Genomic DNA, 15,011 nt, shown 5'->3' with positions numbered 1-15,011 from the left:
ATGGCATCTTGGCAACACCACCGTTCGCAGTCCGTTCCGCTTACGGGACGGACTTGTTGCGTTGTCTACATCTTCACTTCAAGGTAATTTGCGAGGAACTGCTCAGGATATTGCATTTCGTAATTTGCTGGGTCAGCACGGTATCGTGGCCTTGGGTCGAGACGATACTAATAGTGTCGGACGGAAATGGCGTTCCGCACTCACTAAACTCGGATTCCTATTTCCGCGCGTACCAGACATTGATGATCTAGTACAAAACGATGTGGGCCCGGTTGATTCAATTACGCCGAATGGCTGGCGTCTTATCAGGGCAGAAAGCGTTCCTGCTATGCAGGAATGTTTTTTGCGGGCACTCCTAGCGCATTATCTTCCGTCAGTTTTAGAGGGTGAGTTTGAGTGCTCTGTTTTTTCGCCGTTGAAGCATGTTTTATCCGTAATGCTTGAGCTTGAGCGTAAAACCGGCGAAAGTCGTCTGAACTTCATCGAGATGGCGACGGTGGTGCAAGTTACAAGCTCTGATAATGAACTGGCCCTAATTGCAGATAAAGTATTGGATTTTCGGGAAAGAAGGGCCGCCTCAACGCTTAATAAAAATAAATTTGACCGTGAGGAGCTTGAGGCTACCGCAAAAAACATACTCAAACCAGGTGGGGGTTCTTATAAAACGCAGACGTTTAATGATTATGCGGACGCAAATTTTCGATATCTAAAGGCGACGGGTCTTGTTCAAAGCAAAGGGCGTGGTCTTTCGTTAGTGCCGGAGAAGCATTTGTTCATAGAGCGGCTGGTTGCTGAAACTGATATTCCAGAGTCTAACCAAGCTTATTTCAATACGTTGTGCAATGGTGCGGCCTTGCCCACAGACAACCAGGATTCGGCACTGGCCGTACTAACAGATTTGTTGGCACAACTAAGTCAACGAGGTATTCCGTTTGACGTTAGTGATCGATCGACCGAGACACCAGCTGATATTGAGATTATTCGGTATGAAATTGAAGCGCTTCTGGCTGAGGAGAATGAGGAAGTTTACGCTGCGCGGCAGGCAGAGGTATGGGAAGAGATAGTTGCTTACATGCAACTGATCATCGCTCGCCGCAACAGAAGAACTTTATCCAATGGCGAAGAAATCGAAGTACCGAAATCCGAAGCTCCTGCATACTTCGAGTGGGTGTTGTGGCGCGCGTTTTTGGCAATTAATAGCTTGGTTAACAAGCCTTACGAGGCTCGTCGCTTTAAGATCGATCAGGATTTTTTGCCGGTAGGTACTGCCCCAGGCAACGGTCCGGATCTGATCTTTGAGTTTGATAATTTTGTGTTGGTCGTAGAGGTTACGCTGACAGCCAATTCGCGCCAGGAAGCAGCGGAAGGGGAGTCGGTAAGACGTCATGTGGCGGATCTGGTAACCACTTACCAAGAGACGTCGGGTAAACCAGTCTACGGTTTGTTCATTGCCAACAGAATTGACTCCAATACCGCTGAAACCTTCCGCATTGGTGTTTGGTATACCAATACGGATGAGAAAATGCGGCTGGATATCATCCCTGTTACCTTAATGCAGTTTAAAGACGTTTTTGAGGCGCAGTTTGTTTCAGGACAGGTCGATGTAGCCCTTATTCGAGAGCTGCTTGAACAGTGCGGTAGTTTGCGAATAAAACATGAGGCGCCAGCTTGGAAGCATGAAATTGCCGACGTTGTACAGCGAACAATAAATCGGCTTCTGCACTAGACCTTATCAATTTCTATACTGTATTTGAAACGGTAGTCATACGTTCAAATGACGGTGGTGGGCGACTAGGGTGGACATGTAAGTAAGACTTTACGAAAGCTTCACTATTTCCAAGTCGGAGGCAATCATTTGGCTTCTATATACGTAGCGGCACAGTTGAATGTAGCTCCCAGCTACCTACTCGCTCGATTTTGGCAAGAACTTCATTGAATACGTTCTCAATACTCTCCGTTGTCACAAAAGCTGGTTCTATTTCAATTGTTTCTTGTTCGATCCGGTTACTGTTGTATCCATCTACCAAATCATGGCCTTCTTTTAGAATACGTTTCAGAGTGTCCCGATATCTTGTCAAACCAATGACTGCGTCACGATAGTTGGCAGCCATTTTTGCTTCACGTTCAACTATTCTTTGCCATTGAGCAGGAGTAAATCGGATTAGATCAGGCATTTTTATATCGTCACTAAGCCAGCCGCGTTTGCGGGCGACCTTGCAAATCTCTCGAAGTTTAGCGGGCGAGCATAGGTACTCGCCGTTAGACCATCGGCGCCAGTACTTGCCTTGATTTCCATCGTTTAAACCGATTCGTCGATGGGCTTTTAACGCCCTCTCCATCTCAGGATTGCTCATCTTAGCCCGCAATTGAATAGACCGAAGTAGCGTGATTTGCTCAAGTAGTTGCTTTTGGGTTCGTAAGCTATCGTCCTTTCGAGGTCGCCCCATTTTTTTGGTAGTAGCACGTTCAGACTGGGCTGCATGAGAGGAAACATGATTTTTTGCAAACATAGGAATAATTAATAGTAAGTACTTAAAAGTATAAAATTTCGCGTCCTTCCTTATTTTATGGAATTTATTTACGATTAACAACAGTACATAAAGCAAAAAAGTTGGGAATCGTTATGAAAAAGTTCACTAGTATGTCTGACGCAATTTCAGGTGCGGGTCTTGTTCTCAAGGAAATCGAGTCGTTGCCAGCCGATTCGCTGGTTCCGTCTGACTTAGTTGCAATTTTGTTCGGTGGTTGCACCAAGCAAACACTTAGACGTTACGTCACCATTGGCTTGTTACCAAAGCCGGTTCGATCGGGACCTTTTGGCAGGCGAAACTGTTGGGCAGCAGGAGAGTTGAGGGCTTCGTTGAAAGGCACACGCAGGGCTGAAGAAGTTATCAATGAACAACCTTTAAAAAAACGACGAGGTCGGCCGCGCAAGGATGATGAGGGGCTTTTTTAGGGCAGGGGTTGCGGACACATGTTTCGTACGAAACCAGAGCGTGAGCCTGCATCGGCGGTTAACCGAAATACATCAGATGAAAACTGTTTTAGGGTGCCTGAAGATTCAAGAGAGGCCTTGTGTCTATCACCCGCAGATAGAGCAAGGCAAATGGAGCAAAGGGCTATTGCCACCTTGACATCGAACGTGCAGGCCCGCGATGCACCGAGCGAAGTTGATTATTTCGTTGCTGACATTGTTGACTTCTCTTTCAAAATTGATATGTGGACGCTTGAGTGGCCGTTGTTTACGCTTGAGAAAAAAGACATCCAAATTTGGAGGTGGACGAGCGCCGACAAGAAAACCGTGCTGGAGGTCAGTGGCGGTGTTCTAGGCCGGGCGACGATGCATGATAAAGCTGTACTTGTTTACTGCGTGAGCCAAATTACTGCAGCACTTAACGCTGGGTTTCCCCTTTCTAACCGTACAGTACGTTTCGGTGCGCGGTCTTTCTTGCGATGCACAGAAAGAGGCACCAGGGGAGACGACTATTTGCGACTCCGGGATAGTCTTAAGCGATTAAAAGAAACATTGATCACAGTGGAAACACACGATGAAAAAGCGCGTGCGGTACGCCAGGTCGGCTTTATCGATGATTGGACGGTGATAGCTAGAAATGCATTCAATCCGTTTGTAATGGTAGAGATCACGCTTTCAAATTGGTTCTTCAGTTGTATACAAAAGAAAACGGTTTTAACGGTATCACCTGAATACTTCTCGCTTGGCTCGTTCGAGCGAAGGCTCTACGAGATTGCCCGAAAGCATTGCGGGCGTCAAGCGCAGTGGTCCATAGGCCTTGAGCAGTTGAGGTCCAAGATGGGCAGTCGCGTGGTTCGATTGAGACGGTTCGAAGAAAAGATCAAGGATGTCATTAAAGTTGATGCGTTACCTGAATACAGACTGCAGTTTTTGGCGTCGGGGAGGGGGAAAGTGAAAATGGTGAAGTTCTATTTGAAGGATCAAAGGAAGTATGCGCGTCGTTCACTAAAAGCCTAAATCATGCCTGTGGATAAGTAGACTAAGGCGCGCGGTTACAGGGGCGCTAGGCACGCGGTTACGGGGGCATTTTTACGCGGTTACAGGGGCACATGGTGCGCGGTTACGGGGGCATTTCTACGCGGTTACAGGGGCGCAGGGTGCGCGGTTACGGGGGCAAAAAAAGACTCGTAAGGCGCATGGATAAAGGCTTAAACCAACGTTTAACCCCTGCGCGCGCCTTAACACTTTAACTAAATATTTAACAGAGAGTAGAGCGCAAGATGAGTAGCAAAAATAAATACTGGCGAAACGCAGATAAGGGCCGGGGCTGCTGCCCCCTGTCCGGCTTTGCCGGCCCTTCGACCCCCGGGGACAGTAGCCTGTCCCCCACGCCCATTGGGCGCGGCTCCCCCTGCGCAACGAGCCGCCTAGGCGGCATTGTTTGGCAGTAGAACTAGATAGGCGAGAAACTGAAAGGAAGAAAATGATTATTAAATGCATTAAGTTGTTTTTTACTTTGGCGTTGCTTTTTCTTGGACAAGTACAGGCGCAAATTACACCCGCGTCGGTTGACGTGCCTGGCTGGGATTCGCGCGAAATGCTTGATTTCAGCACCCTGCCCTTTGAGCTCTCTATCAAAGAAATAAAAGGCGACGGATCACGTCAATTGGCGCTTTTTGGTGACCCAAATTGTCCATACACGAAGCAAGCTGTTGAGCAGCTGAGTGAATTGACTGACGTGACAATACACGTCTTTCCGGCCGCTTTTATTGGCGGACAAAAATCAGAGTCGCAGGTTCAGCAAGTATTTTGCCGTTCGACAAATGAGGAGCGTGTCGCTGCATGGAAATCGCTCGTTCTTCAGGGGGAAGAGTCCGAGGTTATTACAGACTGTCGAGCAAATAATGGGGAAAAAATAAGAGCAAGTTTTGGTCAATTGAGAAGCAGTGTAGGGCTTTATCGGAACATCGCCCCAACTTTGATTTTTTCAAATGACTTGGCGCATCCAGGCCCACTGCCAGCAGACGATATTGAATTCCTACTTGACTACCAGCCATAGTTTGTGTGGGGTTTCGGAGTTTTTAAGTGCTTTGCCGAGCTGCAAAGGTGAGACTTTGCAGGGAAGTAGGAAAGGTGAGTATTTACAGGGAAAACAAAAATGAGTTACGACAAATTTCTCGAGCAGAAAAAACAAACAGCAGGTTTCAAATGGCCGGATCGTAGATCATTTTTTGGTAATGAGTTCCTTCGCATGATCTACGATTGTCCGAATGTGCCTGGTTACTTGCATGATCTACGAACATGGCTCCATTCAGTTACTGACCATCGTTTAGCCAAGATTACTCGAGCCAGAAATGCTCGTTGCATTGCTCAATGGTTCACTAGATCGAGTAATCGAGCGGAAGCCCAACAATGGTGGGATCTAGCATGTTTGGCGGGTGACCCGATTGCTGTGTACTCAGAAACGAAACAATTATTGGATGACGCTGGATACACAATTATTCGTGGACCACGCGGCTATCTACCGTCGATTCATGTCCGACCCGGCATAGGAGCAGTTTTTCGGGATTTAATGAAGCCGGCCGAAGAATTAATGATGCATCTGATCAATCTTCCGCGAGTCCGAGAGCGGGGTCTGGAGGGATGGTTGCTCGAAGAAATTAAAGCAGAAATTGACTGTATTGTTCTTTTCTTTATCCTAGCAATTAAAGTATTCGATCAGGATCAAAATGATTTTGAGAGTAGATTTATCTTTCCGGCGCAAGAAAATAAAGAAGAAAATGAATCGCTGTGGCCTGCGCGTGCACGTTCCGTTTACAGCCAACTAGCCTGGTTAGAGCCAATTTGGTCGTGGCTCATCAATCAAGCAGCAGCTGTTTGTATGAATGAATATGTCGATCCAGAACGTGCTGAGCACTTATCCGAACAACTCGAGCGCGAGCGGTCAGTGGTTAAGACTTTTTTGTTCCATTTAAGTGAGGCAGCAGAGCAGCAGCATTTCAGCGTGGCCCAGCGTTTTGCGTTGGCTGAGAATCCCGCAGAGGAGCATGGTCAGAATATGCTGAGGCAGCACTCTACAGATAAGGTAATTTTGGTAAGGGGCGAGATTCCTGAAACCCAAGAAAAAAACGACGCCGCTTTTTTAAAAAAATTTGAAAAACTGCGGTCACCAATGCCTGTTGCGCGATTGCCCTCAGCTGAGAAAATCGGGCAAATTGAAGCCGAGTTAAAAACCGAGTTTCCTTGGGCCACGTGCGCCATTGAGACGGTTATTGAAGAACTGCTGGCTCGGGCGTCCCTCGGTTCGCGAAAGCTTAATTTTTCGCCATTGGTATTGGTTGGCCCTCCCGGCAGTGGCAAAACACGTTTTGCCCAAAGATTGGGTGAAAAACTACTCGTTGAGAACACGAAAATTAATTGTGCTGGCATGCCTGACAACAAAATTTTCCGTGGATTGACCAGAGGTTGGAGCGGTGCTCGGCCTTCATTAATTGTCGAAAAAGTATGTGCAGCAGGCAGCGCATCATGCCTTTTTGTGCTTGATGAAATTGATAAACTCGGCGCGGGGGGAGGAAATAGCGGGGATCCACGGGCTGTTTTGCTAGACCTTCTGGAGCCAACTAACTCGCGTAGTTTTTTAGACTCATTCTTGATGACCGAAGTGGATTTAAGCTACTGCCTTTACGTTGCCACGGCAAATTCGCTGGAACTTATTCCTGCGCCGTTGCTTGATCGATTAAATCCTGTCCTCTTTCCGGCGCCAGGGCCAGAACATAAAGCCGCGTTAATCAATTCCATTTTGGCCGATTTGGCGCATGAATGGGGTTTGCCGGACGGGACTATTGAGCTTAAGGATGAAAATAGGAAGTTGTTGGCGGGGCTTTCCTCACGGCAGCTAAAACGTACAGCAATCAGGTTGCTGGCACGCCAAGCGAAAGAACGTCCGGGTGCGTTGCTTATGCAATAGTCCACATCGATAACGATGCTATATTTCTTTTTTAGATAAAAAATATATTGATATGAAAAACAGAAATTTTAAAGTCAAAATCGATGTGCACGATTACGATAAGCTGGCGAAAAATGTCTCTCAGTTACGCGCTTTGCTGATCTCTTTAAGCGGAAATGGATACCAGTCTTTCATTGAAATGGGAAGCCGCGACCAGGAATCTTTGTTATGGTTGGCTCAGGACTTGGCCATTGAAATAGATAAATCCCTAAGATACTGAAAAATAAATAAATAATAAAAGAAAAGGCCACAGTAAAAACTGTGGCCTTTTTTCCTCTGCTCGTAAAGGGTAATAAATAAAGTTTTGAAGCCATATAAGGCTAAGAGTTGTTTCAATCCCTACAGAAAAAGGGTAACAAAAAACTCATTTTGAACATGCGTTCATGTTGTTTCAATCCCTACTGAGCAAGAGGAATGTACTATATTTTTAATTATACTATTTCGGTTTTAAATGTCAATATTTGATATCATTTTTTAAGTATTATTTGAATGAGGAATTGGGGGGTGATATGGAAAAAGGGAAGCACAAAGCAGAGGACTTTGAACTTGTCAAAGAGGTTGTTTCAAAAGATGAATTTAAAAAAATTAGGAAAGCCGCTACTAATGTCCTTTATACCGTCCAATCATCTATTTTATTTTTTATATCCATACCATTTTGTATCGCCGGCGTACTTATGAGTTTTGTGTTCACTGAACGTAGGGTGTCATTTCTATTTGCAAACTTTGACAATTTTATGGGCAATTTAGGTGAAATTTTGTTTCTTATCATGGTTGTCTGGTTCATAGTTTCACCTCTAGTCATTGGATTATGGGCTATTTGTTCATGGCGAAAATACAACGAGTCACAGCGTTTTCTTAACAAGCACGTTGCAGAACGTGCAGAACAAATCAGAATTCAAAATAATGTGGCTTATGAGCGGAAGCTGGAAATGGAACGTCAGCGGCAAAGGTCAATGTCGGATGGTATGGTTGGCTTAAGCTGACCGAACCATAATCAGTCCAAACATCCTAGCATTTGCAGTGAGAGTGACAGACCAACGGTTACATGATGTAATCGAAACTTCTGCCATCGGCCAGGAGCGGCCGTTCGAGGCGCACGCCAAATAGCGGACCTCCCACTCAATGTCGGGACTTAACAACACGTAGAGTTTGCGACATCCATTACGTGGGGCCTATGGGAGAAAGCAGTTAGTGATTGACTGGGCTATTGACATTGTCGGAATAGCAATTGCCTTGCTGCCGACAACATCTTTCGGTAGTTTTTCTTACAAACTATCCCTTATGGTCACGGTCCGCAGGGTACTCAACATCTTACAAACATCGCAATGTTATTCATAACATTCCTAGATGACGTAGTCATTCACACGCTCGCGATTCGATTTCCGGACATGCATTGCCATGTCTATGAAATTAGAGACTTCAACCAGTGCACCGAGAGAAACATTAGCCTACCTACAATGTTCGAGGAAATTTCATGTACCAATATGATCAGCGTCCAAACACTCGCTTTACGAAGAATGCCCAGGATTTACTAGAAAAAATCCGCGATAGCGATTACGCTGTGTTGGTCGGCCGAAACAATTGCGGAAAGTCGTTCCTACTCAAAACTCTCACTCAACAATGGGGGGCAACCGCGTCATATCTTGGCCCAGCGCGCTATCAGAACTTCAACCTCCTTGGCTATTTCACTCCAAAAAGAGATATAAAAAACGAGCGTCATCGCGAGTTCCTGAATCAGTGGAACCAACAAAAACAGAACATCGACAACTCGCCAATCAATCTTCAGCAAGCAATTGCCGAGTTAACGGACTCTCAGCGTGACACGTTGGTCGAGATTGTTGAACTACTTCTCGGAACCCGGATGGAAATAAAGGAGACAGTTCCTGGTAACTCGATGTCCCAGAAATATATCTCTTGCGACGGGCACAACATCTCCTACACAAGCTCAGGGTTCCGCCTGATCGCAACGTTATTGACTAGTCTACTTAGCAACGACTGCGACACGTTCCTAATCGACGAGCCTGAACTAGGTGTCAGTCCAGAGGCACAGGGAATGCTCGCAGATTTTCTCTTCGACCGCGAATATCGTGCTAAGTACTTCCCCAAAATCCGAACTATAGTTTTCGCGACGCATTCAACTGTGTTTTTGGACCGGCGGCACATTGGCAACAACTACGTTGTATCAAAACAAGGTGATGAGATTGACTTGAAGCCGGTTTCAACGCTAGGAGAGCTAAACAAAGTTCACTTTTTTCTTTTGGGTAACCGCTTCGAAACGCTCTACCTCCCATCTGCCATCCTCCTTGTAGAGGGAAAATGCGATCACCTCTTCATTGAGCGAGCGACAAGTCTCAGATTTCCAAACTCCCAGCTAAGCGTCATTTCAGCGAACTCGGATTCTCGAATTAAAGAAGTTCTAACAATTGCTGGCGGTCTGCTGACAGACATTCAACGAAGTCCTTATCGAGATCGAATATTCGTAGTTCTGGATGCTGTTCATTCAGCCTCGCTTCCTGAGCAGCTGGAGAAGATGGGGGTTCTTCGTGAGAACATAGTCAAGTGGCCATTGAACGGTATTGAGCACTTCTATCCCCCTGTACTGGTTGACAAGATATTTCCAGGTGCTGGAGAGCTCGATATTCGTGGCGATCGGGTATCACGTGGAGGCGTTGAGTACAACAAGAACGATTTAACTGAGAAGATCGTCACAATGCTTGAAACCACGACACCACATCACGCGGATTTTGAACGGCTTCTTCTTGAGCCCGTTGCGCAAAGAGCGGGCTAACCTCTCATCATTCTACCCGACCTTCGCAAAAAGCCGCGCAGATAATTAGATTCAAAGGTTAAGCTTCTGTTTCCGCAGCTAACGAGACCGCTCAGGGTCGAAACCGGTCTCCAACCGATGACTTTTGTCGACCCAATGCTGTCACTGATCGCGGGGATTGGCACGCCCCGAATGACTTACATGCCGACCGAAGATGCTAGGTGAGTGTACGGGTTAACAAATTACGAGTACAATGCCCAAGCATGATCATTCGTCTGAAATGCGTATGACGACACTGAGCCTCGAAACTCGCGATATGCTGCACGCGTTGACTTGGTACATGACGGCACGGAAGACCGCGCTGCGCGCAGCCTTGTCGTTTCGCACACCACTCACCACGATCATGCACACTGATATGCGCGTGCAGTACAGCGCTTATTTCCAAAACCTGTTGTCCGCAACTGAGCTAATGCGTGAGCCGACACCATTACCGCCAAAGTCTTTCGAGACTGAGTTGTATGCGCGATTTGTCTTCCCAGGATTTCAGGACGGCGAGTCGAATTACGAATACATCAAGTACCTGAGGAACGCCATCGTCCATCGCGGATACAACATCACGTCCGCCTGTCACGTGGCCGGTGATTTCCCGATGCTCATCGCGGAACCGAGTTTTCAAAACAACGCTACGAATCCAGCAAAGATCAAGACTTTCCATACCTTCGATAAATACGTGCTGAACATCATCACGAAGTGTGAGTCGGTGATCGGTGGGGTGATCTTCGACACATTGAACAACGCAGGTGTCTTTCAGGCGACCATTGATCCGCAAGCCGCTATTGCTGAAACTCGCAACGCTCTTCAGAACTCGCACGTGATGCCGGATTGGGCCAAAGCGATGGCTGCAGCGTCGGAACTCAAACCCGAGTGGTTCGTCGATATGAACAATTCAATGAAGGACAGGCTACGCGAAGCCCTAGCACCGTGCGATACCTTGAATCCAGCCTAAAGGGTCGATCGCCAACGGCTCAAAATAGCCGCTTCCCGTCAAAATGGATATGCAAAACTGGATGCACTAACGTGAAGCCGTTGATGAAATCAATACTCGGAAACTACGAATAGCGCCCATGATTTTTTAAGGCGAAAATTTTGCCATGAACGAAAAATTTTGCGAAGAGCTATTCGAGAAAGCCGTCGAACTTACCTACCACAGCTTTGAAGAGCCGACCGACCTTCACATTGAATGGGTATTCGGACGGTTGGTGTTTAACTGGAAAACGGGAGCCGGCGTGAATGGCGCAACGACATTGCATTAAGACGGCTAATCACTGTCGATTAAGCATTGAAAATGTAAGTAACAGAACTTATCAGTTGTGAGCGCATGACTTCGTCTACTCAAAACTGTATAAGCTCTGTAGATATAGATTTGTCTTCTACTAGTGTAGTAAGTCAATCATTTCTTTTAGCCCATAAGCGGGAATTGCACCTGGAAAAGCAATATTATTCGAGAAAACTAACGTTGGTGAAATTGAGTGATATGTATCACCCTCGGCAGATCTAAGCCCTTTTAAGGAATTAATGATCTTCTGAGAAGAAGTACTGCACGAGGACGTTTTTTGTGGACTTTGTCCATTAAGAATCCAATTGTCCCATGCCTGTGCGCGAGCTTGGTTGTTTGGTTGGCACATAATTTGCTCAACCATAGGTTCAGAATCTGCGCCTAGTAGTGGTGCTACAAATGTATAAATCGTCACGTTGTCATATTTATTCAAATCTCGCTCTTGAGTCTTGGAGTGGGGACAATGTGGATCAGAGAAGATCGCCATTTTTTTCGATCCATCACCGCGAACTCGCACAATCGCATGTTGAAAAGGTAGACTATCAAAATCAAGACCATCTAACCATTCAGGATGGTCAAACTTACGAACTTTGCCAGTATTAACAGGCTGCGGCGCCATCTTGTCATAGGGATACCACACAAACTTCGTTGGCCAGTTACCAGGCTTTTCGTTGGTCCCGGCGGTTGCCGATCCAACTACCTGGCCAATGACATTGCTTGCATCATTAGAACCGATTGCTTTGGTCACTTCTTGGGTGGCGGTTTGTACCGCAGCATTGACTAGCGCATCAAAATTAACCGCGCCGGCTGTTTTTCCGTAGAAGGCAAGCATTAAAAATGCTACTAACGTTGCTTGTTTCGGCATTGTTCTTGTTCCAGTAATCAGTCTTTCAGGACGTTGCCGACAGGCACCCATTCGTCAAACTCTTTTTTGAAAAAAGGTTTGATTACGTTTGTATCTTTTTTCCCGTCTAGTTCAATCGTGACGGAAACTTTACATTGATAAATTTGCTCGTTTTCGTGTGGTTCACATTGTTCTAGCGAAACATCTTTAATTGCGTTTTCGGCCTTCTTTGTTCCCTCTGGCCCCGCAAATAGAGACAACATTTTGACTTGCTGTTTCCATGCATCGCGGACATGTTTTTCGATGTCGCCCTCAGATGGGCCAGAACTTCCGCAGCCGGCTACAAAAAGTGATACAGCGGGGATGAGAATAATAGTTTTCAATTTCATTTTGCGTCCAATAGTCAAACGTAATTATTTTTGTAACTTAATTTGCTTGGTCGCAAAAAAGAGAACTGACACTCAAAATATCGAGTGTTTCAGCTATTGATACTAAATATTATTGTTGTGCTAACTTTGCACAAGTTTGCACATTCAGCGGTCCGAGGGTGTGCTGAAATGTGCAATTATGTGCAAATTCGTGTAATTATTAGCTTTGTTGTCCAGTCATAACAATTTTGTGTGCTTGATCGATCTTTTTGGTATTTTTGCGAAGGCCGAAGCAGCATAAGATGAACAACGCAGCCGGGCCACAACTAACCAAAATATCGAGCCAGCCAGCACTTCGCTGCATTGCCACGAAGATCCAGAGGCATATAAAAGCAGGCACCACCAACAAATAAATGCCGAGCAAGTAAATGCTGGCTGAAAGAATGGTTCGTTTTGCCTGTTTATGTGTCATTTTTGGTCCTTGTTCGAGTCGTTTACTTGATGTTGAAGTCGGTTTCGAGCTCTTGTTGCATTCAGCGTCGTTCTTGCGTGGTTAGCTGAGTGAGCAGCACCCCCAGCCCAACGCCCGGCTGCCTGGGCTTGTCCTTCAATTTTTCCACTCATTTCGCGGCCTGCCACAAACTCCATTCCGCTACCGGCCCAGGCAATTACTCGGTCTGGAAGGGCAAAAATCATATCGAAACAGGTCGAAATGAGTGTTAGTAAAAGGATAGCAAAAATGATTAAAAAACCTAAAATCGAAATTAGACCAGTGGCACTGTTTCCTTGAACGTTTTCAATTACTGTGCGAATCGAATCAACCAGGAACGTACCAAGCAGAATACAAAGAGCGCTTGCAAAGAAAAAGGCCAAAACCATCAAAGGTGGTCTTAGCAACATGTTGAAGAGATATTGATATCCCTTCTCTGTTTTCTGACCCATACCCTCCCCATCAAGGCTCAAGTGGCCAAATGCCCATACTTGCGCGGCAATTAAGCCTTCGATGACACTGACAAAATAACCGACAAGAGCCGCAAACCAGGTCAAAAACGGAATCAGTGGCACGTAAATCGATAGGACTCCGCCGATAATTAAAAGCAAGATAGCCACAACTGGAAGAAGTGTTTGGACGTCGCTTAACAGGGAGCCAACCATGCCACCGAAGGTACCGACGCCAGGAACAGCACCAATCAGATCAAGTGCTTTCTTGCCGACGCCGAGCGGAATGTTCTCCAAAACAGTCGTGACTGAGTACACGGCAATCGCAGAATTTATCATCATATCGCCGCTTGATTTTGCTAACGTTATTGGGTTTGTCATGCCACTTCCCCCAGTTCCGCCAGCGGCAGCGCTAAACAACCAGGTGGTTAACCACCTGCCTGGTGACCGATCAGTTTTAAACTGACCGTCACTCTTGGTTGTCGCTGGGACGGGCTGGTTAAGATAATGATCTGCAATGTCGATGAGTCGTTCGGTACTTGTGCTTGTTCTGCTTCGTTCAATGATTAGCGGCTGCTCTTTTAATTGACCGTAATGTGACGCCGTTTGAAGTGCTGCCTGAACTTCAGCGTAGGTGCTATGCCAACTGCCCAGGGCCATCCAGCCGCCCTGGCTGATTGCTTCTGTCGCGCTTTGCGTCAAAGCCGTTTTTTGGGCCGCACCGGCTTCATCAGTAGCGTTGATTGACTGCTGAATCGCATTAGAAACATCGTAATTTGCATCGTTGGCTAGCTTCTCAAAAAGACTCAGGTCAAGCTGATAATTATTTCTTTCGCCATTCCAATGGGCTTCGACGAATCGAGCGGCCTCATTTGTCATTATCTGCTGGATAAGGTCTAGTTGCTGAAGTTTTGTGCTGTAACCGGCTAAGGCGATAGAGTTGATTGAGTCATAGTCGACGGCGGCCGATCGATACCCAATTTCAAGCAGCCCATCTTCTCGAAGTAGGCCTCTTTCAAGCAAGACTTCGCCGCAATCGACACCCCAACTAGTGTTCCGTGCGGATAATAAGTGGCCGTCGGATGTCTCTTTCAATTGAACCACAGGAGCTCTGTTCAGCGACCAGGTCATGTTCTCGTGATGTTTGCGACCAGCTGCTGCGCATACGTTCATCTTGAAAATATTCTTTATCAAATCGGCGGAAAAAGCGGTTTGTGGCCCTGGTGAACTCAACCCCGGCGGTGGAATCAGCGCATTAAATTTTTGGGTATCTGAGATCACGGCGCTTGTCATGATGTTAGCTAGTCCAATACCCAGAATCACGAACCACATCACAACCGCCTGGGCTAACGAGAAGCCGCCAAAGACGGGCAGCATGCCAAATACACCAAGGGTGACGCGAATGGGTACCCACAGCCCATTAATCCGCTTACCTAGGACCTCCCCCTCATGCGCTGTTTGTGCTACCGAAGCAAGAATGAAGTAACTTAGAAGCACCGTACCAACAATAAAAATGCCACTGTTGAACAGGAAGAAAAGGTTGCCTAAGAGCGTATCCGGGCGTCCGGCAGCCATAAAGGGGTTGTCAGCAAAATCTGATAACAAGTTGCCTAAAATCTGGCGAGAATGATCACCGTCACTCTGCGACGCCAGGATCAGTTCGTCGTAAGTCGTGCCGATCCCTTCAGCAAGCTGGGCCGACGCGATTGCTGGCAATAAGGCCGTGAGAAAAAAAAGAATAAGGAAAAGGGCACGACTTCTAGCCATTTGGGCACCT

Annotated in this window: 15 protein-coding genes; 10 read left to right on the top strand and 5 right to left on the bottom strand. The window is 46.6% G+C overall.

Going from position 1 to position 15,011, the window contains the following annotated elements; all coding sequences use genetic code 11:
- The first annotated feature begins 61 nt into the window (after window positions 1-61).
- Window positions 62-1,726 (top strand): AlwI family type II restriction endonuclease, encoded by a 1,665-nt coding sequence (locus tag CJO09_RS01050; RefSeq protein WP_218961004.1) that lies wholly within the window; start codon window positions 62-64, stop codon window positions 1,724-1,726.
- A 136-nt stretch (window positions 1,727-1,862) separates the two neighbouring features.
- Here CJO09_RS01050 and CJO09_RS01045 read toward each other — a convergent pair whose 3' ends face one another.
- Window positions 1,863-2,354 (bottom strand): hypothetical protein, encoded by a 492-nt coding sequence (locus tag CJO09_RS01045; protein WP_147404881.1) that lies wholly within the window; start codon window positions 2,352-2,354, stop codon window positions 1,863-1,865.
- Between the two features lie 269 nt (window positions 2,355-2,623).
- On the opposite strand from CJO09_RS01045, the gene CJO09_RS01040 reads away from it, so the two are divergent.
- The 9 genes from CJO09_RS01040 to CJO09_RS15580 all read left to right on the top strand — a co-directional run bounded on the left by CJO09_RS01040 (window position 2,624) and on the right by CJO09_RS15580 (window position 11,060).
- A complete protein-coding gene (locus CJO09_RS01040) occupies window positions 2,624-2,956 on the top strand; it encodes a MerR family transcriptional regulator (RefSeq protein WP_119440714.1) in 333 nt (110 codons plus the stop codon).
- 18 nt (window positions 2,957-2,974) lie between these two features.
- Complete coding sequence (locus CJO09_RS01035; protein WP_119440713.1) at window positions 2,975-3,991, top strand: replication initiator protein A; 1,017 nt, start codon at window positions 2,975-2,977, stop codon at window positions 3,989-3,991.
- A 424-nt stretch (window positions 3,992-4,415) separates the two neighbouring features.
- Window positions 4,416-5,033 (top strand): thioredoxin domain-containing protein, encoded by a 618-nt coding sequence (locus tag CJO09_RS01030; protein WP_147404880.1) that lies wholly within the window; start codon window positions 4,416-4,418, stop codon window positions 5,031-5,033.
- 99 nt (window positions 5,034-5,132) lie between these two features.
- Complete coding sequence (locus tag CJO09_RS01025; RefSeq protein ID WP_119440711.1) at window positions 5,133-6,941, top strand: AAA family ATPase; 1,809 nt, start codon at window positions 5,133-5,135, stop codon at window positions 6,939-6,941.
- A gap of 52 nt (window positions 6,942-6,993) precedes the next feature.
- Window positions 6,994-7,200, top strand: coding sequence for a hypothetical protein (locus tag CJO09_RS01020; RefSeq protein ID WP_119440710.1), 207 nt, complete (start codon window positions 6,994-6,996; stop codon window positions 7,198-7,200).
- Window positions 7,201-7,489: 289 nt separating this feature from the next.
- Window positions 7,490-7,963 (top strand): hypothetical protein, encoded by a 474-nt coding sequence (locus tag CJO09_RS01015; RefSeq protein ID WP_119440709.1) that lies wholly within the window; start codon window positions 7,490-7,492, stop codon window positions 7,961-7,963.
- 491 nt (window positions 7,964-8,454) lie between these two features.
- A complete protein-coding gene (locus CJO09_RS01010) occupies window positions 8,455-9,768 on the top strand; it encodes an ATP-dependent nuclease (protein ID WP_119440708.1) in 1,314 nt (437 codons plus the stop codon).
- A gap of 265 nt (window positions 9,769-10,033) precedes the next feature.
- On the top strand, window positions 10,034-10,753 hold the full coding sequence (locus CJO09_RS01005) for a hypothetical protein (RefSeq protein ID WP_245961193.1): 720 nt from the start codon (window positions 10,034-10,036) through the stop codon (window positions 10,751-10,753).
- A gap of 145 nt (window positions 10,754-10,898) precedes the next feature.
- Complete coding sequence (locus CJO09_RS15580; RefSeq protein ID WP_158582693.1) at window positions 10,899-11,060, top strand: hypothetical protein; 162 nt, start codon at window positions 10,899-10,901, stop codon at window positions 11,058-11,060.
- Between the two features lie 120 nt (window positions 11,061-11,180).
- On the opposite strand, the gene CJO09_RS01000 is transcribed toward CJO09_RS15580, so the two are convergent.
- From CJO09_RS01000 to CJO09_RS00985, 4 genes are all read right to left on the bottom strand, one after another.
- A complete protein-coding gene (locus CJO09_RS01000) occupies window positions 11,181-11,948 on the bottom strand; it encodes a DsbC family protein (protein ID WP_158582692.1) in 768 nt (255 codons plus the stop codon).
- A gap of 17 nt (window positions 11,949-11,965) precedes the next feature.
- Entirely contained in the window at window positions 11,966-12,316 is a 351-nt protein-coding gene (locus CJO09_RS00995; protein WP_119440705.1) for a hypothetical protein, read from the bottom strand.
- Between the two features lie 199 nt (window positions 12,317-12,515).
- Complete coding sequence (locus CJO09_RS00990) at window positions 12,516-12,767, bottom strand: hypothetical protein (RefSeq protein WP_119440704.1); 252 nt, start codon at window positions 12,765-12,767, stop codon at window positions 12,516-12,518.
- Window positions 12,764-15,001, bottom strand: a complete 2,238-nt coding sequence (locus CJO09_RS00985; RefSeq protein ID WP_119440703.1) for a DotA/TraY family protein — start codon at window positions 14,999-15,001, stop codon at window positions 12,764-12,766. Before CJO09_RS00985 ends, CJO09_RS00990 begins: the two co-directional genes overlap by 4 nt.
- Between the last annotated feature and the right edge of the window lie 10 nt (window positions 15,002-15,011).

The sequence above is a fragment of the Neopusillimonas maritima genome, from assembly GCF_003576595.1.
Taxonomy (GTDB): Bacteria; Pseudomonadota; Gammaproteobacteria; order Burkholderiales; family Burkholderiaceae_B; genus Neopusillimonas; species Neopusillimonas maritima.
The sequence above is the reverse complement of the archived record's forward strand: the minus strand, read 5'-3'. Positions and strand labels throughout refer to the sequence as shown.